We start from the raw sequence: 21,915 nt of genomic DNA, 5'->3' as shown, positions 1-21,915 counted from the left end.
CAATAATTTTAGCAGTAGATGTAGAAGTTAGTATTGTCTCAATAAAATCAATTTCTGTATGAGATAACCCTTTATCTCCCATCCATTTACTAGCAGTTTTGTGCGTCATATCATCGCCTCTTTTTGGATGTAGATCTTAATCAATGTGGCCCGAATATAGAAATAGAGTACAAATCCTTTTTACAGAATTGCACCCGATTACGGAAGTTCAATAAGAACCCTTTATTTCTATTCATCATTCGATCCTCTACAATTGTTTGGATTTTTTTATTTCTTCCTAAAATCATAGGTATCGTCAATAGCAATTTCTATATCATTAACAACAATATTTTCATTATTTACCCATCGTACTTCTTTAACATTTGGCATCACTAGAAAAATGTTCTTTCTTAAACCAGTGTTAGTATCTTCAAGCACTCCCACATAGGTTAAATCGTTACCGAATATTAGCCCACCGTTAAAATAAACCGTTATAATTTTCTCTCCGTCTGGTGAGATGTAAGTTCCTTCTTCATTTTCCTCATTCACTTCAATGCTACTTAGTTTTGGGTTTAATAACTGATAAATAAATATTATGCCAAACAAAATTGTGACTGCAAAGACCATTAGTAAAAGCTTTATTAACTTACTCATTCTTCTCAAACCTTTCCATAAAATCATTCTTACTTATAATATTTTATGGACGAAATCGGTGCAAAGAAGTTCGAATTTTCTTTTCACTTAGAATAATTAGGTTTTTAATATTCCTTATTCGATTATTTTGACCGTTTATTGAATAAGCACTCTACTCACAATCAATTTTAACACAAAATCCTTTTCTTACATAAAGTATCCATTTATTTCAGGTACATCTTTTATACAATGACCATTCAGTTAAATAAGTAACAATGTCCTTAACAAAGTCAAATAAAATGTATGTGAAGGTGTAAATCACTCACCGATAGTAGTGCGAATTCCTTCTGATAAGTGTCTTACACATGGATAGCACAATAAAATAAGGGACACCGATTCATATGCGAATTGTGTCCCCGAATGCTGTGTTATTTCATGTTTTCTCCCGGTCAACCTACCTCGTTAACAAATTCTAACGGTTAATCAGTTTTTTATTTCAACTACTAATTCTTCACTCACATTCACTAATTGTATCGAATAGTTGTCGTCCACAATAAGCTCTTGTATCTCCGGCAACGCCAAATACTTACGAATCGCTAGTTCAATTTCTTCCAATGTTTCGTTAGACGTCTGCTGCTCCAGTTCGGTTTCGATATACACATAGGAACGCCCTTCTTTTACCTTATATGATATCCCCGCCATTTTATAAATGGATCTTCCTTCCAGCGCCGCATTTATGTCTGATACAATATAAGCCCAGCGATTATCCTGCTGACGATGTTTTAGATTGAATGGAGTCACTTCAATTTTTTTCACCTTCAACTTTTGTGTCTTAATTTCATTTTCGATATCTGCGACAATTTCGTCATTCTCTTTAATATGATCGGGCATCTCCAGTGTGACAGCATTTGAAAATAACGTGGTTTTCAATCCTGCCAGTTCATAATCTGCTTCTTTCGCATATCCATACGATGTAAATACCTCTTTGACAATTTCGCGTACCTGATCATAAAGATCAGTATTTTTAGCGAAACGATCCGGTAAAACTTCATCATTTGCTTTCAGAATTTTTATTGTGTAACTGTCATAACCATTTTCATAGAGAAAGTTCATGATTATCGGTTCCAGTTGCTGTTCCGCCTGATGCAATGACAATTCATTTAGCACCAATGAAATTTCAATTGTATCAGGAGAAGGCAATACCCCTACAGAACTCACCTCATACCCTTCCCCTTCCACTAACTTATACAAACGAGATGTTAGACTAGAGGTATCTTCACTGTCTGAAATACTTGGTGTAATCGATATCGGATAAATTTTAGCAGTCAAATTCGCCATTGTAGCCGAATAGAATGGGGACATGATGAAGACAGCCATGCATATTGCTGCTGCAGCCCATAGATACGGTTTCGGTTTATGCTGTTTGCGACTATGTACGCTATTCATAATTTTATTTCGTAACTCACTTTTAGATGGCTCCGTTATTTTAAGTTCTTCCTGCAGGTCACTAAGTTTTTCATCCAATAAATCTTTCATATGAAAATCCCCCCTTCACCAGTTCAGCCTTCAACTCTGTTAATGCCCTTTTCAATGTCATTTTGACTTTACTTTCAGACCATCTTAAAATGTCCGCTGTTTCTGCTGTAGAAAATTCTTTTAGTTTCCGCAATATGATGACATGCCGGTAAGATGGCTTTAATTGTTGAATAGTCCGATACAGCTGTTCCGTTTGATCATGCATGGCTGCAATCTGTTCAGGCAACGGCCTATAATCTTTCTCCGACATCGTTAATCCTAGGTAATATTGCAACGGATGCTTTTTTCTAAAATGATCCTGTGTCACATTGTAGGCAATCGAGAACAGCCATGTTTTCACAGACGATCTGTTTTCGAATGAATGATGATTCTTATAAGCTTTTAGAAATGTTTCCTGTGTTAAATCCTCTGCTTGCTGATAATCTCTCACCATCAAGAGTATGTAGCTTAAAATGGATTCCCCGTATTCATCAAACCATATACTCAGCACTTCTTCTTCCAAGATGTTCACCTCTTTCTTACTACTTAGACGTAAACAAAAAAAGATCCGTCACGTTTTTCACTACACATTTTCCTGACGTGGAAATAAATTTCTTTTGCTATAGTTTTACGATAAACTAAACAAAAGCGTTTGAGGAGATGAAATATGAATGCTGCGTTGAAATTATGTATCGCAATTATATGTGCATTCCTTTTAACCGCATGTTTTGGGGAGAATTATGACTTTTCACCACCTACTGTTCTAGTAATGGATCCGAGCAGTTTAGAAGATGAAGAATTGACCGAAACGAATATTGATTGGGATTCTGATGAGCATTATAAAAAGACGACCGATGATTACGTTACGTTCGCCAACAGTCTGGAAGCCCTGCAGTATGAAGCGGAACAGCAACTAACTATTGAATTCGACAGCCAGGATTTTGCTATTAGTGAACTGCTAGTGTCTGTCTGGAAAAATGGCGAAAAGACCGAATTGGAATTGCGTGATGACCGCAGCTTCCATTTGCCGGCAGAACCAGGTGAATATATATTGGAAGTAGAATTGGTATCCGATACAGGGGAAGCACAATACGTAGGGAATATTTTATTGAAATAATTTTTCTATGAGGAGTGATTGTTTTGAAGAAATATCTTTTGGTATGGTTGACAATGTGTCTGTTGTTCCTGGCAGGATGCACAGAAAAGCCCCAGGTAAAACAAGTAAAAGCGGATTACTTCGATATTGGCTTAGGACAGGAACTTTTTGAGGCGCGTGAAAATGTGCACCAGAAAACCATTCAGTCACTTGTCGATGCATATAACCAGATTGAGTATACCGGACAAACTGATGAACCGCTCGACAATGATCAATCGATCTTCATAAATTTCATTCATAATGACCAATTTTCAGGTCATATACAAATTGACAAGACGGGTAAGTTTACTTTAGGCGTCGCAGATGAAACGTACGAAATTGATCGTGAAAGTGACTTTTATGACAAGGCTCTTGTGGTTTACCAAGAGGTAAAAAAACAATACTAAATGCGTTTATTGCAGGAAGAGAGAATACTATTGATCAAACATATTGATATCACAAATAAAAAGTTGGCTGAAGATGTATTGCGTGTTCAGCTGGTTTCTTATCAAGTAGAGGCAGAGTTAATAGACAGCTATGAAATTCACCGTTAAAAGACACTGTTAATAAGCTAAGACAATGCGGGGAACAATTCTATGGCTATTACTCAGATGGAATGCTAGGCGGAGTTATTTCATTTAAAGTAGATCATGACTTACTGGATATTCATCGGTTGATGGTGCATCCTGATTATTTCAGACAAGGCATCGCTCAGATACTACTTGATTTTGTTGAAGCCGAAAATACAGATTGTGAAACATTGATCGTCTCGACAGGCTCACGTAATGCACCCGCTGTACGTTTTTACGAGAAGAACGGATTCGTTACAACTGACGAAATATCTTTGTCAGAAGGTATATTGATCACTTCATTCAAAAAACACCATAGGAGGTGAATGTATGAGAAAGTTTCTGGCAGCACTGTGCGCAGCCGTTGTTTTTGCCGCTATCTATTCTTCTATTTCTTATGTACCTGTTTCCCGACAAGAATCAAATGTGTATTATTTCGGATTCTTTGAGACTTTCGCTTTTGTATTATTGTATTCGGGACCCGTATATTTTCTATTAGGAATTCCTCTGTCGATAATGATTGAAAAGTTAGCGGAAAGCAGCAGTACTATTTTGAATAAAAGGCTTTATTTAAAAAAACTTGCATATTATGCAGTTGCAGGACTGATCGTAGGTGCAGCATTTATACTGATACTCATGCCTGTCTCCCACTCTGCAACATTTATTCTTTCCTATGCATTAATAGGTTTGCTGGCATCAATTATTTATTACCATTCCCTGTTGTTATTCGATCGGGGCAAACAGTTGCAAACAAAAGTGAGTTCTACAGAAACACCCTTTTTCAAACCGGCAGTCGCCGTTGCAACAGTCCTAGCCATCATCGGTGTGATCTATTTTTCGGTAAACTATCATCAAGATGGAGTAGATCAAACTTATATTTTGCCTGAAAACTTCACCGGATGTGTGACGATTTATTACAATAAGAAAGACGCGCCTCCGCTAGAAATAAAAGACAATGAAATCGTTTATTACGTTCCGGATGACGGAATAATTGAAACATCATCTCCCGCGGAGTTCGGATGGACCAATAAAAAATCCTCTGGCGCCTATCAATTAACAGCCTACTATGTAGACGAGGAAGGCAAGAAGATTAGAGAACTGAGCCATGAGGAGATGCCATACGGCGGAACTGGTTCTATGCAAGACGAAAAATCGTCACAAGATTATTCCTATCAGGCTTTTGGTACTGATGAAGCAGAGCACGGAACCTGCCCTTAATTTTCCCAATGAACTTCATAATACAATTAGGAACAAAAAAGGACCGTCGCGGATGTGTAGCTTACCGGACGGTCCTGAATTTATCTTATTTACTGACGGAAACTGTGTAATCCGCCAGCAATCGTGCACCATAGCCAGTTGCGGATTTCGTATAATAACCTTTTGATTTCTGCTTATCCATGACGCCTGCCATATCGACATGGAGCCAGTTTTTCTTTGGAGCGAATTTACGCAAGAACAGACCTGCTGTAATCGAACCTGCTACTGACATTGAGCTGATATTGTTGATGTCTGCATATGCGCTGTCGAGTGACTCTTCATATACGTCCACTAACGGAAGCGGCCAGATAAAGTCTCCGTTGTGATCACCGATTTTCTTCATTTTATACGCCAGATCCTCATCTCCGAAGACTCCGCCGACTTCTGTTCCAAGTGCGCTTACTACCGCACCTGTAAGTGTGGCGATATCGACTGTGTATTCAGCGCCTAATTCCTCTGCGCGAATCAATCCGTCAGCTAGAATTAAACGACCTTCTGCATCGGTATTCCCTACTTGTACGCTAATGCCGTTCTTATACTGAATCACTTCACCCGGCATGACTGCGTCCGGTCCCGGTGTATTTTCAACCATTGGAATTAATGCGACAACATTTACCTTCGCATCAGAATATGCAAGAAGTGACATCGCACCGCTGACAGCAGCCGAGCCGCCCATATCCATACGCATGTCGCTGTCGTCACGGCCGCCTTTTAAACTGATACCGCCTGAATCATATGTTACGCCTTTTCCTACTAAAGCAACCAGTGGTTTAGAAGCATCAGTCTGCAATGTCATTTCGACGAATGATGGCTCATACTTACTGCCGCGGCAAACCGTCAGAACGCCATTCATTTGACGTTCCTCAATTTCTTTCTTGCCAAGCACTTCTACTTTCACTTTCGTACCTTTGAAATAATCTTTCAGAACGTCAGGATATGTTTCAGGATTCAGGACGTCAGACAATTCATTCATCAGATCACGTGAAAATTTCATCGCTTCTGCACGAACAGATCCAGACTTCACGCTGTTTTGATCTGCACCCTTCACTTCCAGCTTCGTTACAGGATTTGCTTTTTTAGATTGATAGCGGTCGAAGTGATAAGCTCCGAGTTGCCAGCCTTCCACAAATGCTGTCACTGCTTCGTCAGCTGAAGACCATTTTTGACCTAATTGATCTGCTTTGATTGTTGCAGTTTCAACTTTACGTGCCGCTAAGTCGCGTGAAATTTCGCCCGCAATGCTGCGGATTTCTTCTAATGACTTATAGGTCTTATCTTTAATGACAACAACTTGTTTACCGTCGAGAATAAATGTAGAATGTCCTCCGGTTTGGTTGTCCGTAAATTGTTTCACCAGTTGATTTTTAGTGATCTGGCCATCGTTTGAGAATAAAATTTCTGCATTCATTTGCATGTGTTAGTTGCTCCCCTCACTATTTCGGTTTCCTAAATAGTTTATCACTTTTTATCGAAGAGTGCTAAAATTAGCGTTGCGATTGGGCCAAGCAATAAAGATATCAAGAACCAGTTCAGTCCACTTCGATTCTTTCCCTGTGCCAAGACCGCATTGATCAAAGCCAAAGTTCCCCACCCTACAAAATACCCTTCATTCATGATCATTCACTCCATTATTTTCTTATTATACTATTTATACGGAATCAAATTAAAAATAGTTTCATTTTCAGCACAAAAAAGGAACATCCAGGATGCTCCTCGTGACTACATTATTCGTTTCATTAGCTGTTAATAGAAGTCGGTGCATTGTCATCATTCGCATTTTCATAGTTCTGGTCGCCGACTTTCGCTCTGATTTCCTCTTCTGTTAAAGGCGGTGGAATTTCATGCTCAGCCAGTGCTCTTGTTTCAGCCGGTACTTCGGTATTTTCCATTGCAGCATTTCGCGCATCGACTGCACGACCATATTGCTCACGCTGTTCGGCAGTCGTCCTGTCGTTTTTCGGTAAATCAGCCATTATGTCACCTCAGTCTCCTGTTTTCACTTACCATACCCGAAATTTGCTATACTAAACCTACTAAGATGAATGGAGAGGAGACGAAATCGTGACGACAATTTTAGTGGACGCTGACGGCTGTCCAGTTATTAACGAAACCATTGCGATTGCAAATGAATTCGAAATGCCATGCGTACTGATCTGCGATACAGCGCATGAAATGCATCGGGACGGTGCAGAGACAATTACCGTATCTAAAGGCGCTGATGCAGTAGATTTTGTACTTGTGAACCGAATTAAAAAAGGGGATATTGTCGTAACGCAGGATTATGGACTAGCAGCAATGGCATTAGCAAAACAAGGCCTGCCAATCGACCAAAACGGCAGATGGTATACGAATGATAATATCGACCAATTACTTTATGCAAGACACCAGGCACAGAAGATCCGGCGTGCTGGTGGTCGTTTGCGCGGTCCGAAGAAACGCACGGCTGAGCAATCGGAAGGATTTATTGAAAGTCTGCGAAAGCTGTGCAGCACACTTTAATAATTTCGTGCATACAGGTCTTGTATGCACGCGCTACATCATAAAGGCAGCAATATAAATATAGACAAAGTAGACGACAGGGACGAAAGTGATCACTAATCCTATCATTTTTGTTCTTTCGTTAAACTGCAGAACAAAGCCAAACGCCCAGACTGCTATCCAAATGAGAAAGATCAGTTTGTTTGTCGATCCTTCTCCTATCCCACTGATCCCATAAGCGACTAAGCTATTTAAAACAGTAAAACAACCCGTAAGTATATTGAGGATTATGATTGCAGTCTTTTTCATTGGCCTTCCTTCAAGAGAGAATAGATATACGTATCGTGAGCCTGCCCATTCTGATACATATAATTCCGCAAGATCCCTTCCCTTTCAAATCCTAATTTCATTAATAAATGATTCGAAGCATCATTTTTCAGGAATACGACCGCAGCTATCCTCGTCAATTCCATAACATCAAATCCATAGGAAGCCGCTGCACTTACTGCTTCAGAAGCATATCCTTTCCCCCAATATTGAGGATGAAGCTCATAGCCGATTTCTGCCCGTCTATGTCTCGATGACATCTGATGGAAGCCAATCGTTCCAATCAATTCATTTGTCTCTTTGGATTCTATTCCCCAGCGAATCCCTTTCTTTTCTTCATAGCTCGCCGCAAAAATCCCAATCAAATCTTCTGCCTGCTTTACACTAGTAAATGCATCTTGACCATAATACTGATTTACTTCGTCTTTTGAAAAATAAGCATAGATTTGTTCAGCATCATCCAACTGTATTTTTCTCAAACGCAGTCTGTCCGTTTCAAGTTGTGGAAACATTTATTAGCCCCCTTATAAGTACATGAACTACTTATTCTATTTTCACAGCGTTATTCCTTTAATTTTACTTTCAATATTAGATGAGTAAAATAATTTGCTTCTTCCTTAGGCACGTTGACGTAAGCTAATTTGCTGCTATGCTAAAAACTAAATTCATCATATATAACTCTGAATTTCTTCCATACAAAAAGCCAATCACGACTATACGCAATTGGCCTGTAATTTACTCAATCTGTATTCACAGCAAAAGCCGTTACTTACTTTTGAATCTTCATTACGACTACATCCGAATCTTCCAATGCATGAAGACTGTGCTTTTCTAGCGGCGCCATATGCAGAATATTCTCAGGTGTCACTTCTACTTGTTCACCCTCTACAGTAAAGCGTACTTTACCTCTTCTGACGATAATGAAAACTTCTCTGTCTGCATCATGCTCAGCAATTTCTTGGCCTTTGCGCAGCTGAATATTTAGCACATCAGCATTTTCTACACTTGCGATCTTTCCTACATGCTTTTCCTTCTCCGCCAATTGAAGCTTCGTGTCATTCAATTTCATTACAATTCTCCTTTCAGAATTTCATTCGCAATCAGTTCATACGACTTCAGCTTATCATGAAAGTCGTAGGTAATCGAAACAAGCATAATTTCTTCCGCTTGAAAATCTTCCGCCAGCTGTTCTAGCTGCTGACGAACAGATTCCGGTGTCCCGACAATCATCCGTTCACGGTTCAGTTGGACGAGTTCCCATTCTAGCTGACTGTATGAATACGCTGCCGCCTGCTCTGGACTCGGCGTGCCGTCAACCGGCATTCCCTGCTGCTGCTTAATTAATAACAAATCTAATGAAGACGCTACACGGTCTGCTTCTTCTTCTGATTCTGCACATATACAGAACACCGCCACGCCTTGCTGGGACTTCGAATTATAAACCGATAGCTGAAAACGATCCGCATAATGTCTCGCTGCATTCTTACCGCCTTCATTGTTAATAAATTGAGCAAACATATAGGGCAGTCCCTTTTCTGCTGCCAGTCTGGCGGAACCTTCACTCGTACCTAAAATCCACACAGGCGGCGCGCTCTCCGTAACCGGCGTAGCCTTCAAACCTTCATACAGATGATCTTCAGGCAATGTGTCATTGAGATACATCAGCAATTCATCGACTTGATTCGGAAATTGATCTTTGTTCTGGTACTTTCCGTTATTCAGCGCATACGTAGCACGCGGCATACCCGCTGGCGCACGCCCCATTCCCGCATCAATCCGTCCCGGAAATAATGCTTCCAGCACTTTAAAGTTTTCTGCCACTTTATAAGGGGAATAGTGAGGTAACATGACTCCGCCGGACCCGATTCGAATTGTAGAAGTCACAGTGGCCAAATGTGCCATCAATACTTCAGGAGATGACCCTGCCAACGTGACTGCATCATGATGTTCCGACACCCAGAATCGCGTATACCCCCATCCCTCCGCTTTTTCTGCCAGGATGGCGGTTTGTTGAAGTGCTTCACGTGCATCGCTTCCTGATGTAATAGGAGATTGATCTAGTATACTTAATTTATACTTCAAGACAAGTCCTCCTTCCCTGTTGCATATAGTTTACAAGAAGCCGTTGCATAACTCACGACTCGAGCTCACTACTATTTTTACGGAGGTTGCCTATGCCAACTATTCATTCTGTCAGTACAGTCAGTCCGCCTGTTGAGATCAAACAGGTAGACGCCATGTCTTTCGCGCGTTCCTTATTTTCGGATTCATTCAAAGATATCGACCGCCTGTTAAAAGTATTCCGAAACGGCGAAATCGAGACCCGGCAAGTATGCATGCCAATTGAATGGTATGCGGGAACACATGATTTTGAAACAAAAAACGATTTATACATCAAACACACAGTAGAATTAAGCAAAACAGCGGTCGAACAGTGCCTGAATGATACTTCAACGCTGGAACGCTCTGTGGACCCGGCAGAGATTGACGCTATTTTTTTCATTTCCAGCAGTGGTATTGCCACACCTAGTATTGATGCACGCCTTATTAATCAATTACCGTTTCGTCATGATGTCAAACGTATTCCCATTTGGGGACTTGGCTGTGCGGGTGGCGCAGCCGGTATGAGCCGTGCGTTTGATTACTGTAAAGCCTATCCTGAATCAAACGTTCTCGTGATAGCCGCCGAACTTTGCAGTCTGACGTTCCAGCGAAATGATGTGTCAAAAAGTAATTTAGTCGGCGTATCGCTATTTTCAGACGGTGTCGCCTGTGCTCTTATTTCAGGAGAGCAGTCAACAATTAAAAGCACGAGACCCATGCCTGCAATTCGTGCCACTTCTTCACGCTTCATGCCTGATTCAGAAGATGTCATGGGTTGGAACATCAAAAATGACGGCCTTCACGTGGTATTTTCCAAAAGCATCCCGACAGTCATCACAAATTGGCTTGGGCCATTTGTGCATCAGTTTGTCAAAGAACAGGAACTAACGATGTCTGATATGGATCATTTTGTTGCCCATCCGGGTGGCAAAAAAGTGCTGCAGGCATACGAAAAGGCACTTACGATGGAAGAAAATCAAACCGCCGTCTCGAAAAAAGTGCTGCAGCACCACGGCAATATGTCTTCCCCAACCATTTTGTTTGTGCTGAAAGAATTTATTGATCAGCAGCCGGCTGCGGGTGAATACGGTTTAATGGCGGCACTTGGTCCGGGATTCTGCGGGGAACTTCTACTGCTGGAGTGGCAGTGAGATGAACAGTTTATTTCTGTTTGTTTTCACAATCGTTGTCATTCAACGATTGGTTGAACTCGTCATCGCGCAGCGCAATGAAAATTGGATACGCAGTCAGGGCGCAATTGAGGTCGGCGCTTCACATTATAAATGGATGGTCCTGATGCACACTGCGTTTTTTGTTTCACTACTTACGGAAGTACTGTTTTTCAATCGGTATCTTCCTGCTTTATGGAGTGTCCTTCTAGCAATCTTTCTTGTGATGCAAGTACTGCGTGTTTGGTGTCTTTCATCGCTGGGAAGGTTCTGGAACACAAAAATTCTGATCTTGCCGGGTGCAGACGTTCAGAAAAAGGGACCTTACAAATGGATCCGTCACCCAAACTACGTCATTGTGACAACAGAGCTGCTTGTACTCCCCCTTATGTTCAGCGCCTATTTCACTGCAGGCCTATTCTGCATTTTGAATATATGGATGTTGTCAGTCAGGATTCCTGCAGAGGAAAAGGCTTTGCGGGAACTTACGAATTATAATGAGGTGTTTCGGTAAACGAAAAGGCCATTCGCAAAGAATGGCCTTTTACTAGAATACGACTTATTTTTCATCTTCCCTCTCCAAATCCTTAATTAGCTGTTTCATCTCTTTAATTTCTCTTTTCTGCGCCTCAATAATTCCATCTGCCAGATCTCTGACACGGGGATCCGTAATATTTGCTCGCTCACTCGTCAATATAGCAATAGAATGATGAGGAATCATCGCTTTCATCCAAGAGGTCTCATCTACAGTTGTCTGACTGCGCACTAAAAATAGAGATAATGCAAAAACGAGTACACTTGCGCCTAGAATACAGCTAATGTGCTTTATCGCCCATTAGCTGTTCGTTTTGCAACAAGTACTGCAAAGCTTATTCCACTTTAATCTGTCCCATCATACCATTATCTTCGTGCTCAAGAATATGACAGTGATACATGTACACACCTTTATGTTTAAATTGTATGGCGATTTTTACTTTCTCATCTGGTGCTACTGAAATACTGTCCTTCCATCCAAGCTCATTTTCTGGAGGGGCTTCTCCATTCCTGGATATGATTTTAAATTGTGTACCGTGAATATGGAATGGGTGAATCATGCCTCCCATCATGTCAGGTTTATTATAAATCTCCCACACTTCCGTAACTCCTTGCTTTTGCGTGAGATCAATTCGATCCGGATTAAATTTCTTTCCATTTATCGTAACCATATCCATCATACCAAAAAGCTCTATTTTTTTAGTGACAGGTAAAGCTTTTTCTTCTTCTGTAAGCGCAAACTGATTCATGCTTTCAGGAACCTCTGTATCTGCCTCAACTTCTCCAGAAAACACGAAAGGTAACAGAACACTGCCCTCATCATCCACTAATTCAAAATCATTTTCTGTATTCAGCTTTGAAAAATCAATTATTATTTCCGCTCTCTCTGAAGGAGTAAGCGTAACTTCTGTCAGTGAAACTGGTGCATTCAAAAAGCCGCCATCTGTTGCTACTTGAACAAAAGAGTCCCCTGTGTTCAATTTAAATTTGTAATTCCTTGCGTTAGATCCGTTCAAAAGACGAAGACGTATTTTTTCCTTCTTTACTGTCAGCTTCGGATTTACCGTCCCATTAATTAAGAGAGTATCTCCGATTGTTCCGTCATCATTCCTGGCTGTGCTGTAATTTAACTGGTTTGCATCATCAAACGACCGGTCTTGAAATATCAAAGGGATATCGTTTTGTCCGTACTCATCCGGCAATCTCAAATCTGTAGAATTCTGATCTTCAATATAGATCAAGCCCGCCATCCCTTTATAAACCTGTTCCGCCGTCTTCCCCTCTGGATGAGGATGAAACCATAATGTCGATGCTTCCTGATCGACTTTAAATTCAATTACTTTTTCTTCACCTGGCTTAAGGACAGCATGCGGACCGCCATCTCCTTCTCCTGGCACCTCTAATCCATGCCAATGAAACGTCGTATCTTCATCTAATTCATTGATCGTTCTGATCTTAACAGTCTCGCCTCGTTCAAAACGCAGCATGGGCCCTAAAAAAGAACCATTGTACCCGAACGTTTCAGATTCAGCTCCTTCAATTATTTCAGTCTTGCCTTCTTGCGCACGAACTGTATAAAGCGCTTCGGAATCCGCATTACGTTCCAGAACTGGGGGTAATTTCAATTCATTTGTTCCTGTGGAATCATTTAACCGAACTTCTTGATCATGGCTCATATGACCTTCCATCATGTCTGAGTGATCCATGCCTTCCATCATATGATGTTTAGGTGATTCTTCCACCGCTTTGTCAGGAGCAGAATTATTCGTACTGCATCCGCCAATTACGAATAGGCTCAACGCAAGTATCGGTAGCTTAATTCTTCTCATTTTCAATCCCTCTCTTCTTGAGTATCTCGTTATTAGTGTAACAAGAAAATATGAAAAAATTATGCACTTCATTTCGAGAATTATTAAACATTTCGCACGATAACAAAACAACATGATTAAAGCTGCCCTCAAAGCCATTTTCCAAAAATTTAAATTCCCCAATACGTCACAGTATCTGCTATACCAATTACAATTAGAAGAACTCCTGCTACTCGCTGAACAATCCTTCCCACCTTCATGCTCGCCTTCATAATCAAACGCTTTCCATCAAAAAACCAAATTAATAGAAATAAAAGGATCAGCGGTATCGAAGTAGCAATTCCAAAAATGACAGGTAAAATTAAACCGTATGATGAAGTAACTACCATAGGCATCAGCCAAAGAAAGTACAGAACAAACATGGTAGGACAAAACGCTAAAGAAAAACTTGCCCCTAGCATAAATGAACCAACTTTTCCTTTTTGTAATGGCTTCGGAACGTATCTTGTAAGTCTTTGCAGTAATCGAAGCTTGAGAATACCTAATAACACCAGACCAGAGAAGATAATGATTGGTCCAATCATTTTACGGAAAAGAGGAAAATACCCTGTGATAGCGGACTCAAATGATTCACCGAAAATCCAGGTAAGAAGCCCGATAGAACCAAACACTGCAACTTTTCCTGCGATAAAAGAACTAATCTCTCCTATAGTGTTCTTCTTTTGAATCGATCGATTTCCATATAAAGTGATCGCGCTCATATTACCTGTCAGCTGACAAGGTGCCACGGCTCCGATCAATCCCAATAAAAATGCGGCAATCCAAGAATGATTTCCAAATGAATCAATTAAAACAGATACCGGCTCAGTAATTGCTGTACTGATTACCGACATTAATTCATACATCTACTCACTCCATTTTCACTTTAGCAATTCACCTTTGTCTGCAAGTTTAATCCATTCAGATCCTTTATCGCTCGTTAGATACAAATCATTTGTATGTGTAGCAAAAACCAATTCTTTCTCATCATCTGGATTACTAGCGATGTAAACAATCGGATCCACGTTCTCATTTGGTAAAGGAATATCTATAACTTGATCACCAGTAAATGAAAACGATTTTAGCTGCACTTTTTCATCAACAACACTGGAATAGTATCCTCCATCGTTCGTCAACGTCACGTAAGGAACCATTATTTCCTCACCGAACGGCTCAAATGTGTTGCCGTAATCTTTCGAAAGAAACATCCCTTGCTCACTACCGATTACAAGCATTTCTTCCTGTTTAGGATGAACTGCAATATTGGAAATAAACTCCGAGTCAAATCCGCTCATTGCAGACTTTTCCCACGCTTCACCTTCATCGAGAGAATAATGGAGTCCAGCAGACATCTCATTTATAGGCATTTCATTTAATACATAAATAGCGTTGGATTCATAACCAGCTCCAAGATAATGAAAATCAATCTCTCCATAGAATGCCAACTGATCGAAACTAGCCCCTTTGTTGTTACTCTTGACCAAACCTAGGGGATTTTTATAGTCTGATCCAGGCGCAGGATGTCCGCTGGAGAAAAATCCTTCACGAGTGGCCTGAAAGCCCATATAATCATGCTTTTCACTAACAGCCTCTTTCCATCCCTCTTCATAGCTATAGAGTCCGTCATGAGTGGCTATCACAATGCCTGGTCCCCCGCTCACATAACCTAATCCATGCATATGTTCAAACTTCTGATTTTTGACCTCTTGGAATGAATACTCTTCCTCCTCTTGATTGCCACACCCAGCTATCATCCCCGTAGCCGCTAGTAATGCAAATACAAGTCCTCTTTTTTTCATCATAATCCTGCTCCTCTACATCCACTTATATCCGATACCCCAAACTGTTTTGAGAATTTCCTCTACCGGAAAGCCATTTGTTTTTAATTTGTCTCTTAAATTCCGAATATGAGAATCGATTGTCCTAATATCCGTATAGGTATTAAAATCCCATGCAACATGCAATAATTCTTCTCTAGTGAAAGTCTTTTTAGGTCGAGTAATCAAAGCTTCTACTAAATAAAACTCTTTTAATGTCAGCTGTATATGTAACTCGAAGTATTGCAAAGAATAGGTTTCACGATCCAAAATAAAGTCGCCGTTTACAATCGCATGATTTTCATTTTCTTCGTTCGGCATTCGACGCAACATCGCATGTACTCTTGCTACCAGTTCTCTCTCATCAAAAGGCTTTGTAATGTAATCATCAGCACCGGTTTCCAAACCTTTTACAAGGTCCGGTTTAGTAGATCTTGCTGTCAGCATAATAATCGGAACATCCGTAAACTGACGGGCTTTTTCACAAACTTCCCACCCATTCATGCCGGGCATCATCACGTCTAATAAAACTAAGCTAATTTTTCCTGTACGGATAATATCTAACGCTTTCTCGCCATCTGTTTCTTTAATACATCTATAGCCATGCGGAATGAGGAAAAGCTCAATGAGATCCAGCATCCTCTGTTCATCATCAACAAGTAAAATTGTTCGCATACTACTATCCGTCCTCCTTGTTCACAAAATAACTATAAATGTACTGCCTTGTCCTACTGTACTTTTCACTTCGATTTCCCCACCATGAGCGTCGACAAGTTCTTTCACCACAGCGAGTCCTATTCCCGAACCTCCTGATGTACGAGAACGTGATTTTTCTACACGGTACAATTTATCAAAAATCAATTCGATTTCTTCTTCTGGTATCCCGATTCCAACATCGGTAACTGCTATAAGAGCATTTTCCCTCTCCTTGCGTGCTGTAAGAGTTACGGTTGTATTTTCAGTGGAGTATTTTAATGCATTGTCCAGCAGATTAAGAATGATTTGCTCCAGTCGTAATGGGTCTGCGTGAATTTCAAGATCCTCCTCGCAATCAAAATCCAACTTCAAATTTTTATAATCAAAAGATGGTTTGACCAGTTTACAGACACTTTCCAGAAATGGTTTTGCTTCAAAATACTCTTTTGAAACCGTAAAAGCAGGTTCATCCATTTTCGCCAAATCCAAAAGATTCCTCACTAGCTCTTTCATCTTTTCAGATTCTTCTTCTATGATTTCAAGATAATGTATACGTTCGGTTTCATCAATTTCTTTTCTCATCGCTACTTTGGAATAACCAATTAAATATGTCAAAGGTGTGCTCAATTCATGTGCGATGGATGCAAAGAACTCATTGCGCTCATTTTTCAGACGTTCCAAATCTTTTGCAAGACTTTGAATCGATACAGAGAGTTCACCTAACTCGTCTTTTCCTATAAAAGGAAGACGGACATCAAATTCACCTTTACTCAATTGCTCAGTTGCCTCTTTCATTCGTATCAATGGTCGTGTCAGGAATTTTGAGAGAATAACATAAGCAATTAATAAAGCCACTGCACTCGTCACACCTGCTAATCCAAAATGCATATTTAGTTTACTGACCAATTGCTCAATTGGCTTGGTGCTCTGAAACATTACAAGATATCCTGCGGTTTCAGCATCTACTTGATAGGGATGTGCGCTAATGATATAAGGAGAAGTCTTCCAATCAGAAACAACGATTTCATCCGTATCTACTTCAACTTCATCTAACGGCGGAAGATTCTCCACTGAACTTTTATCAGAACTAAGAATCACGTTACCCCGGCTATCCATAATGACGACACCGCGTTCTTCATCTTTTTCCATCAACACAATATGTTTTAATGTGGTATCTGAATAGTTTTCCAAAAGTACGTCCCGATGGTTGGAGCCCGTAGCCATCAACCTGGAGAATTCTTCATCTATCCTTGAATGAATAATTGCTTGGTGAAGATAAATCATTAAAGATGCTTCCATTATTAGCACGGCAATAAAAAAATAAGATGTTAATTTCGTTGAGATTTTATTCAATGAATCTCCCTCTCCTCCTGTAAGTGATTATAAAGAACATATATGAAGAAAATATGCAGAACCTTTAATTCCAGTATACTTTGTTTTCAATTATGTCTTCTTGATGATTGTGAATTCCTAATGCATTTTAGAAGTTTATTGAAATAAAAAACTGTCCGTTACAGTCATTGTATATGACCATAACGGACAGTTTGTTGTTAACTGCTGTATTAATTTTAAATGGTCTTACAGCATATCGTCATTTCGCATGTAAGACGGCTATGACAAGAATCATCTACACGTTTTACTTATTCTCCTGTGTTAGCAAAATGTTCAATTCTCGCACCCATTTCATCGCGTACACGCTCAAAGACTGCCCACTTCTCTTGCTCTGTTCCTTGAGCTTTAGCAGGGTCATCAAAACCCCAGTGAGCACGTTTGATATGAGGTGGCGTTACCGGGCATTTGTCAGCAGCATCCCCGCAAAGTGTGACGACAAAATCAGCATTACGTAAGATTTGTAAATCAATAACATCAGAAGTTTGATTTGAAATATCAACACCAGCTTCATTCATCACTTTAACAGCATTTGGATTGAGGCCATGTGCTTCAATTCCTGAGTTCTCTTGCCACAACCTTCAGCCATTTGGCTACGGCAGGAGTTACCTGTACATAAGAAATAGAGTATCTTTTTAGACAAAATGAAAATCCCCTTTACTGCTTATTGGATAAACGACAACCATGCATATAGCCCGATTAGTGTAATGAGAAGCGTCGGGACGGTTAAAAGTATACCGATTTTAAAATAACTACCCCAAGATATTTTTACGCCTTTTTGAGAAAGCACATGCAGCCATAACAAAGTAGCTAATGAACCAATCGGAGTAATTTTCGGACCTAAATCTGATCCGATGACATTTGCATATATCAACGCCTCACGAATAGGCTCTGTAGTATTCGTTCCAGATATTGCTAATGCGTTAATCATGACTGTCGGCATATTATTCATAATGGAAGACAAGATCGCCGCGATAAAGCCCATCGAAATCGTAGCCACAAAAAGTCCTTGATTAGCAGCTGCCTGAATGACATCACCCAAAACAGCCGTTAAACCGACATTACGTAATCCGTAAACGACAACATACATGCCGACAGAAAAGAATACGATAGCCCAAGGAGCACCCTTTAGCACTTGCTTCGTTTGTACAGCAGGACTCTTTTGCGCCATAATCATAAAAAATATAGCTGTAATTCCGGCAATAATCGAGACAGGAAGGCCTGTAAATCCGCTGGAGAAATACCCTATGAGCAGAATACTTAATATCACCCAGGCAAGTCGAAACATCTTCATGTCTTTGATTGCTTCCCTTGGTTGTTTTAAATCGGATACGTCATAGTTTTTAGGTATGCTTTTGCGGAAGAACAGCAGGAGTACTACAATACTCGCCGCCAAGGAAAATAGATTTGGGACAATCATCCGGGAAGCATATTCGACAAAGCCGATCCCGAAGAAGTCTGCAGAAACAATATTGACTAAGTTACTAACTACTAATGGCAGCGAGGTGGTATCTGCAATAAAGCCGCTGGCAATAATGAATGGAAAAATCATTTTTTCATTGAAATGTAAATTGCGTACCATAGCCAGTACAATGGGAGTCAAAATTAGGGCTGCTCCGTCATTTGCGAACAGCGCGGCAACTACAGCTCCCAGGATACTGACGTAAATAAACATACGAAGCCCGCTACCTTTGGCTAATCTCGCCATATGCAGTGCAGACCACTCGAAAAATCCAATTTCATCTAAAATTAATGAAATAATTATGATAGCGATAAAAGCAAGTGTTGCATTCCAGACAATCCCTGTCACATCGATGACGTCCTGAAAATTGACAACCCCAGCTAACAAAGCAACCAGCGCACCAATACATGCAGACCATCCAATTGATAAGTTTTTAGGCTGCCATATAACGAAAACCAGTGTAATAATGAAAATTAATGATGCGATAATGACTGAAACCAAATGAATCCCCCCTCTTTACTCACAACAAACTCGAAGTCCTTGTGATGTCAATTCAGTGATTGAGTCCGTCTGTTCCGGAAGATGTTCAAGAACGCTTTTGATAAATGGATACTCTTCATGTTTTTCATTAATGGAGAAGAAAATCCATTGTCCTCTACGTTCTTCTTTCACTAAATTAATGTCTCTAAGTTTACGCAAATGCTGGCTGATCGCCGGCTGACTCATTTTAAAAATCTCCACAAATTCACACACACAGCATTCGTGGGACTTGAGCAATTTCAACATCGTCAAACGAGTTGGATCACCGAGTAATTTTAATAGTTGTGATGCACGATCAATAGTAATCGTTTCTTTCCTATCCATTTCTTATCCCTCCAAATCCTTATTACTATATAAGCATATGCTTATATAGTCAAGGGGATTATTTGTGGTTTTATTAAATAAAACTAGCTCATCACCAAAACATGAACTTGAAGTACACTTAATAAGCAGTTTGGGATTCGCGTTGCAGACGGTACGCTTTCCGAAGTCGACCGTCTGCAACGCAAATCCTACCTACTTTTTACAAAGAATGTGGCTTTCACATTAATCTGCCTTTACTTACAGATGGAGAGAATTCTTATTCATATGGATCGTAATGCTTTAATTTTTCAGTTGAAAGAATCGTGGAATCATTTACTATCCATCTTATAAGGAATGCCGACAAAGTGTAATTCGCTTTTTGGCAGCATGAAGAAAGGAATATCTACAATTAAAAATTCGTTACGTATAACTGAATGAAACGTATGATTGCAACCAGGAGGGATAAAGAATACGGTTTGCTGATCGACTTGGAGGTTCTGTGCTTCTGTCTTTATAGAAAGTTCACCTTCTAAAGGCAATAATAACTGAGCATAATCATGAGAATGCGTGTCTGAAGCAGCTGCATACGTTCTTCGTTCACCTTTAATCTCATTTCGAATCTCCCTTGTCATCCCTCCCTGTTTGAATCAAAATTACCTACATACATTTATTTACAAGCCCTGCCATCATGATTTCTGTCTAAATGATTGGCATAAGCAGGATGCCCTTTTTTGACACCGTCCGGGTATTTCTTTCTCAGTTCCGTACAGTTTTTAAAATTCTCCACTTTACCGGATACCGGCTGCTTCACTTTTCCAACTGGATGGGCGTCACTGTCAAATCCACGGTCTGTGGCGTAATCTTCCAGTGTCCAAATCCCGATGCCAGATTTTTTCGCCTGTTTTTCAGCTTTCTCAAACTCATCTAAGTAACGGGTATTCGGCGGATAGACATAAGCCACTCTCGCCAGCCCTTCTTTCAACAACTGTTCCTGCACACTTTTTCCGTCTATGTAGATATACGCAAGTAACCTGCCATACTTATCATATTTCTCTCCGATATCGAACTCAATTTCCAACTGCCCTTTTTGCAGTAACTCTTGGTTGCGCACTTTGGCTTCCTGACCAAATGGCTGTTTACCGAGACGTGGATGATTTGTTTCCGGTGTATCAATCAATAAGTAGCGTACATTTTTTTCTTCGCCTTCATACATAATCTTGATTGTATCTCCGTCAATCGTCTTGACCAATTCAACCGGAATCAACCCGTCACGACTCGGTTCTTTATCTTCATCACCCATCAATTCCGGATAATAATATGCCAGTATTGCAATGGTAAGCGCAATCAGAAATGAACTGAACCATTTTTTCGTTTTCTTATTGTTCTTTCTATTACTCATCGATTCAAATCCTCTTTTCTACAGACTGTAGCCAATATACACCAAGCTTAGTCCGAGTCCAAACGTCAGCAGCGTATAGCCGACTGCACGTTCTTTTTGTCCTTCAATCCAATACGTCCAAATCTCTTTCATCAGCGTTGAGTATGTCGTTAGCGCTCCCGCCACTCCCGTCGCCCAAAACAATGTCCACGGCAACGACAGCTCCATGCCGGTAATCCAGCCAATGAAAAAACTTCCAGCACTGTTGATGAGCAATGTACCGAAAGGCAAATTGCTTCTGTTCAAAAGCCTAGAAATTTCAAAGCGCATCATCGCACCGATCAATCCGCCGCAGCCAACCGCGATCATCTGCCAAATCATTGGGCAGTCACCTTCTTCGCTAATGAAAAGCCAAGCGCAGCCATAGCCAACCCGCCCAGTAAACTCATCCACACATAAGTGCCTGCGATCAAGACCAAACGATCCTCAAGTAGCATGATCGTTTCCAAACTCACTGCCGAAAATGTTGTGAATGCGCCAAGAAATCCGACTGTCACCACAGTCACCAATAAAGGTGAAAGACGGCCGCTAAGTCTCGCCCGCTCCACCAAAAAACAAAGCAGCAACGTTCCGATCATATTAACGGTAAATGTCGCAAAAGGAAACCCGCCGCTTGTCAGAAATAACAGACCGACCAGTAAGCGCACGACTGCTCCTGCCGCTCCTGCTATCCCTATATAAAGCCTTTCCTTCATTTGCCCACATCCCCGTCATAGCTCTATAT

General features: G+C 40.5%; 28 protein-coding genes and 1 pseudogene. 7 read left to right on the top strand and 22 right to left on the bottom strand.

All coding sequences use genetic code 11. The features are described from left to right. Nucleotides 1-267: 267 nt before the first annotated feature. From Q1J64_RS03280 to Q1J64_RS03270, 3 genes are all read right to left on the bottom strand, one after another. Entirely contained in the window at nt 268-633 is a 366-nt protein-coding gene (locus Q1J64_RS03280; protein ID WP_301107666.1) for a DUF5412 family protein, read from the bottom strand. 462 nt (nt 634-1,095) lie between these two features. Then, the gene (locus Q1J64_RS03275) at nt 1,096-2,148 is read right to left on the bottom strand and encodes a hypothetical protein (protein ID WP_301107665.1); all 1,053 of its coding nucleotides are present in this window, start codon (nt 2,146-2,148) and stop codon (nt 1,096-1,098) included. Then, nucleotides 2,129-2,650 carry an RNA polymerase sigma factor gene (locus Q1J64_RS03270; protein WP_301107664.1) on the bottom strand — a complete coding sequence of 174 codons (522 nt, stop codon included), beginning with the start codon at nt 2,648-2,650 and terminating at the stop codon, nt 2,129-2,131. The genes Q1J64_RS03275 and Q1J64_RS03270 overlap by 20 nt, the downstream gene beginning before the upstream one ends. A gap of 144 nt (nt 2,651-2,794) precedes the next feature. Here Q1J64_RS03270 and Q1J64_RS03265 point away from each other — a divergent pair, with 144 nt between their 5' ends. From Q1J64_RS03265 to Q1J64_RS03250, 4 genes are all read left to right on the top strand, one after another. Then, on the top strand, nt 2,795-3,244 hold the full coding sequence (locus Q1J64_RS03265) for a hypothetical protein (RefSeq protein WP_301107663.1): 450 nt from the start codon (nt 2,795-2,797) through the stop codon (nt 3,242-3,244). Nucleotides 3,245-3,267: 23 nt separating this feature from the next. Continuing rightward, nucleotides 3,268-3,669: a hypothetical protein gene (locus tag Q1J64_RS03260; protein WP_301107662.1), complete on the top strand. Its 402-nt coding sequence runs from the start codon at nt 3,268-3,270 to the stop codon at nt 3,667-3,669. Between the two features lie 209 nt (nt 3,670-3,878). Next, on the top strand, nt 3,879-4,157 hold the full coding sequence (locus tag Q1J64_RS03255; RefSeq protein WP_301107661.1) for a GNAT family N-acetyltransferase: 279 nt from the start codon (nt 3,879-3,881) through the stop codon (nt 4,155-4,157). Between the two features lie 4 nt (nt 4,158-4,161). Then, nucleotides 4,162-5,049 carry a DUF6843 domain-containing protein gene (locus tag Q1J64_RS03250; RefSeq protein WP_301107660.1) on the top strand — a complete coding sequence of 296 codons (888 nt, stop codon included), beginning with the start codon at nt 4,162-4,164 and terminating at the stop codon, nt 5,047-5,049. Between the two features lie 85 nt (nt 5,050-5,134). On the opposite strand, the gene Q1J64_RS03245 is transcribed toward Q1J64_RS03250, so the two are convergent. From Q1J64_RS03245 to Q1J64_RS03235, 3 genes are all read right to left on the bottom strand, one after another. Then, nucleotides 5,135-6,502 carry a leucyl aminopeptidase family protein gene (locus Q1J64_RS03245; protein ID WP_301107659.1) on the bottom strand — a complete coding sequence of 456 codons (1,368 nt, stop codon included), beginning with the start codon at nt 6,500-6,502 and terminating at the stop codon, nt 5,135-5,137. A gap of 44 nt (nt 6,503-6,546) precedes the next feature. Next, nucleotides 6,547-6,702, bottom strand: coding sequence for a hypothetical protein (locus Q1J64_RS03240; protein ID WP_301107658.1), 156 nt, complete (start codon nt 6,700-6,702; stop codon nt 6,547-6,549). A 122-nt stretch (nt 6,703-6,824) separates the two neighbouring features. Continuing rightward, nucleotides 6,825-7,061: a hypothetical protein gene (locus tag Q1J64_RS03235; protein WP_301107657.1), complete on the bottom strand. Its 237-nt coding sequence runs from the start codon at nt 7,059-7,061 to the stop codon at nt 6,825-6,827. Nucleotides 7,062-7,149: 88 nt separating this feature from the next. On the opposite strand from Q1J64_RS03235, the gene Q1J64_RS03230 reads away from it, so the two are divergent. Then, nucleotides 7,150-7,587, top strand: coding sequence for a YaiI/YqxD family protein (locus Q1J64_RS03230; RefSeq protein WP_301107656.1), 438 nt, complete (start codon nt 7,150-7,152; stop codon nt 7,585-7,587). A gap of 284 nt (nt 7,588-7,871) precedes the next feature. On the opposite strand, the gene Q1J64_RS03225 is transcribed toward Q1J64_RS03230, so the two are convergent. The 3 genes from Q1J64_RS03225 to Q1J64_RS03215 form a co-directional block, all read right to left on the bottom strand. Further along, entirely contained in the window at nt 7,872-8,405 is a 534-nt protein-coding gene (locus Q1J64_RS03225) for a GNAT family N-acetyltransferase (RefSeq protein WP_301107655.1), read from the bottom strand. 257 nt (nt 8,406-8,662) lie between these two features. Beyond that, nucleotides 8,663-8,962 (bottom strand): cupin domain-containing protein, encoded by a 300-nt coding sequence (locus tag Q1J64_RS03220; RefSeq protein WP_301107654.1) that lies wholly within the window; start codon nt 8,960-8,962, stop codon nt 8,663-8,665. Next, nucleotides 8,962-9,975, bottom strand: coding sequence for an LLM class flavin-dependent oxidoreductase (locus Q1J64_RS03215; protein WP_301107653.1), 1,014 nt, complete (start codon nt 9,973-9,975; stop codon nt 8,962-8,964). The genes Q1J64_RS03220 and Q1J64_RS03215 overlap by 1 nt, the downstream gene beginning before the upstream one ends. A 92-nt stretch (nt 9,976-10,067) precedes the next feature. Between Q1J64_RS03215 and Q1J64_RS03210 the strand changes: the two genes are divergently transcribed. Continuing rightward, the gene (locus Q1J64_RS03210; protein WP_301107652.1) at nt 10,068-11,147 is read left to right on the top strand and encodes a type III polyketide synthase; all 1,080 of its coding nucleotides are present in this window, start codon (nt 10,068-10,070) and stop codon (nt 11,145-11,147) included. A gap of 1 nt (nt 11,148) precedes the next feature. Then, on the top strand, nt 11,149-11,679 hold the full coding sequence (locus Q1J64_RS03205; RefSeq protein WP_301107651.1) for an isoprenylcysteine carboxyl methyltransferase family protein: 531 nt from the start codon (nt 11,149-11,151) through the stop codon (nt 11,677-11,679). Between the two features lie 45 nt (nt 11,680-11,724). On the opposite strand, the gene Q1J64_RS03200 is transcribed toward Q1J64_RS03205, so the two are convergent. The 13 genes and pseudogenes from Q1J64_RS03200 to Q1J64_RS03140 all read right to left on the bottom strand — a co-directional run bounded on the left by Q1J64_RS03200 (nt 11,725) and on the right by Q1J64_RS03140 (nt 21,886). Continuing rightward, complete coding sequence (locus Q1J64_RS03200) at nt 11,725-11,895, bottom strand: DUF305 domain-containing protein (protein WP_367183435.1); 171 nt, start codon at nt 11,893-11,895, stop codon at nt 11,725-11,727. Nucleotides 11,896-12,034: 139 nt separating this feature from the next. Next, entirely contained in the window at nt 12,035-13,528 is a 1,494-nt protein-coding gene (locus Q1J64_RS03195; RefSeq protein ID WP_301107650.1) for a multicopper oxidase family protein, read from the bottom strand. Between the two features lie 149 nt (nt 13,529-13,677). Continuing rightward, nucleotides 13,678-14,412 carry an urease accessory protein UreH domain-containing protein gene (locus Q1J64_RS03190; protein WP_301107649.1) on the bottom strand — a complete coding sequence of 245 codons (735 nt, stop codon included), beginning with the start codon at nt 14,410-14,412 and terminating at the stop codon, nt 13,678-13,680. Between the two features lie 15 nt (nt 14,413-14,427). After that, a complete protein-coding gene (locus Q1J64_RS03185; protein ID WP_301107648.1) occupies nt 14,428-15,348 on the bottom strand; it encodes a F510_1955 family glycosylhydrolase in 921 nt (306 codons plus the stop codon). 12 nt (nt 15,349-15,360) lie between these two features. Continuing rightward, the gene (locus Q1J64_RS03180) at nt 15,361-16,038 is read right to left on the bottom strand and encodes a response regulator transcription factor (protein WP_301107647.1); all 678 of its coding nucleotides are present in this window, start codon (nt 16,036-16,038) and stop codon (nt 15,361-15,363) included. Nucleotides 16,039-16,059: 21 nt separating this feature from the next. Beyond that, complete coding sequence (locus tag Q1J64_RS03175; protein ID WP_301107646.1) at nt 16,060-17,412, bottom strand: sensor histidine kinase; 1,353 nt, start codon at nt 17,410-17,412, stop codon at nt 16,060-16,062. Between the two features lie 287 nt (nt 17,413-17,699). Next, nucleotides 17,700-18,091 (bottom strand): annotated as a pseudogene (arsC, locus tag Q1J64_RS03170) (arsenate reductase (thioredoxin)). A 21-nt stretch (nt 18,092-18,112) separates the two neighbouring features. Beyond that, nucleotides 18,113-19,411 carry an arsenic transporter gene (locus Q1J64_RS03165; protein WP_301107645.1) on the bottom strand — a complete coding sequence of 433 codons (1,299 nt, stop codon included), beginning with the start codon at nt 19,409-19,411 and terminating at the stop codon, nt 18,113-18,115. A 15-nt stretch (nt 19,412-19,426) separates the two neighbouring features. Beyond that, nucleotides 19,427-19,774 (bottom strand): ArsR/SmtB family transcription factor, encoded by a 348-nt coding sequence (locus Q1J64_RS03160; RefSeq protein ID WP_301107644.1) that lies wholly within the window; start codon nt 19,772-19,774, stop codon nt 19,427-19,429. Nucleotides 19,775-20,082: 308 nt separating this feature from the next. Next, nucleotides 20,083-20,385, bottom strand: a complete 303-nt coding sequence (locus tag Q1J64_RS03155; protein ID WP_301107643.1) for an AraC family ligand binding domain-containing protein — start codon at nt 20,383-20,385, stop codon at nt 20,083-20,085. A 35-nt stretch (nt 20,386-20,420) separates the two neighbouring features. After that, complete coding sequence (locus tag Q1J64_RS03150) at nt 20,421-21,152, bottom strand: thermonuclease family protein (protein ID WP_301107642.1); 732 nt, start codon at nt 21,150-21,152, stop codon at nt 20,421-20,423. Between the two features lie 18 nt (nt 21,153-21,170). Then, the gene (locus Q1J64_RS03145; protein ID WP_301107641.1) at nt 21,171-21,512 is read right to left on the bottom strand and encodes a fluoride efflux transporter FluC; all 342 of its coding nucleotides are present in this window, start codon (nt 21,510-21,512) and stop codon (nt 21,171-21,173) included. Continuing rightward, entirely contained in the window at nt 21,509-21,886 is a 378-nt protein-coding gene (locus tag Q1J64_RS03140; RefSeq protein ID WP_301107640.1) for a fluoride efflux transporter FluC, read from the bottom strand. Before Q1J64_RS03140 ends, Q1J64_RS03145 begins: the two co-directional genes overlap by 4 nt. Nucleotides 21,887-21,915 lie beyond the last annotated feature (29 nt).

The sequence above is a fragment of the Sporosarcina sp. genome (genome assembly GCF_029257255.1).
Lineage (GTDB): Bacteria > Bacillota > Bacilli > Bacillales_A > Planococcaceae > Sporosarcina.
This window is presented reverse-complemented; position numbering and strand designations above follow the sequence as displayed.

Coding starts and splice junctions, on each gene's coding strand:
- Q1J64_RS03280 (WP_301107666.1), bottom strand. CDS start 633: ATGAGTAAGTTAATAAAGCTTTTACTAATGGTCTTTGCAGTCACAATT.
- Q1J64_RS03150 (WP_301107642.1), bottom strand. CDS start 21,152: ATGAGTAATAGAAAGAACAATAAGAAAACGAAAAAATGGTTCAGTTCA.
- Q1J64_RS03200 (WP_367183435.1), bottom strand. CDS start 11,895: ATGAAAGCGATGATTCCTCATCATTCTATTGCTATATTGACGAGTGAG.
- Q1J64_RS03255 (WP_301107661.1), top strand. CDS start 3,879: ATGCTAGGCGGAGTTATTTCATTTAAAGTAGATCATGACTTACTGGAT.
- Q1J64_RS03225 (WP_301107655.1), bottom strand. CDS start 8,405: ATGTTTCCACAACTTGAAACGGACAGACTGCGTTTGAGAAAAATACAG.
- Q1J64_RS03145 (WP_301107641.1), bottom strand. CDS start 21,512: ATGATTTGGCAGATGATCGCGGTTGGCTGCGGCGGATTGATCGGTGCG.
- Q1J64_RS03245 (WP_301107659.1), bottom strand. CDS start 6,502: ATGCAAATGAATGCAGAAATTTTATTCTCAAACGATGGCCAGATCACT.
- Q1J64_RS03160 (WP_301107644.1), bottom strand. CDS start 19,774: ATGGATAGGAAAGAAACGATTACTATTGATCGTGCATCACAACTATTA.
- Q1J64_RS03140 (WP_301107640.1), bottom strand. CDS start 21,886: ATGAAGGAAAGGCTTTATATAGGGATAGCAGGAGCGGCAGGAGCAGTC.
- Q1J64_RS03190 (WP_301107649.1), bottom strand. CDS start 14,412: ATGTATGAATTAATGTCGGTAATCAGTACAGCAATTACTGAGCCGGTA.
- Q1J64_RS03210 (WP_301107652.1), top strand. CDS start 10,068: ATGCCAACTATTCATTCTGTCAGTACAGTCAGTCCGCCTGTTGAGATC.
- Q1J64_RS03155 (WP_301107643.1), bottom strand. CDS start 20,385: ATGACAAGGGAGATTCGAAATGAGATTAAAGGTGAACGAAGAACGTAT.
- Q1J64_RS03250 (WP_301107660.1), top strand. CDS start 4,162: ATGAGAAAGTTTCTGGCAGCACTGTGCGCAGCCGTTGTTTTTGCCGCT.
- Q1J64_RS03220 (WP_301107654.1), bottom strand. CDS start 8,962: ATGAAATTGAATGACACGAAGCTTCAATTGGCGGAGAAGGAAAAGCAT.
- Q1J64_RS03195 (WP_301107650.1), bottom strand. CDS start 13,528: ATGAGAAGAATTAAGCTACCGATACTTGCGTTGAGCCTATTCGTAATT.
- Q1J64_RS03205 (WP_301107651.1), top strand. CDS start 11,149: ATGAACAGTTTATTTCTGTTTGTTTTCACAATCGTTGTCATTCAACGA.
- Q1J64_RS03240 (WP_301107658.1), bottom strand. CDS start 6,702: ATGAATGAAGGGTATTTTGTAGGGTGGGGAACTTTGGCTTTGATCAAT.
- Q1J64_RS03180 (WP_301107647.1), bottom strand. CDS start 16,038: ATGCGAACAATTTTACTTGTTGATGATGAACAGAGGATGCTGGATCTC.
- Q1J64_RS03235 (WP_301107657.1), bottom strand. CDS start 7,061: ATGGCTGATTTACCGAAAAACGACAGGACGACTGCCGAACAGCGTGAG.
- Q1J64_RS03275 (WP_301107665.1), bottom strand. CDS start 2,148: ATGAAAGATTTATTGGATGAAAAACTTAGTGACCTGCAGGAAGAACTT.
- Q1J64_RS03185 (WP_301107648.1), bottom strand. CDS start 15,348: ATGATGAAAAAAAGAGGACTTGTATTTGCATTACTAGCGGCTACGGGG.
- Q1J64_RS03265 (WP_301107663.1), top strand. CDS start 2,795: ATGAATGCTGCGTTGAAATTATGTATCGCAATTATATGTGCATTCCTT.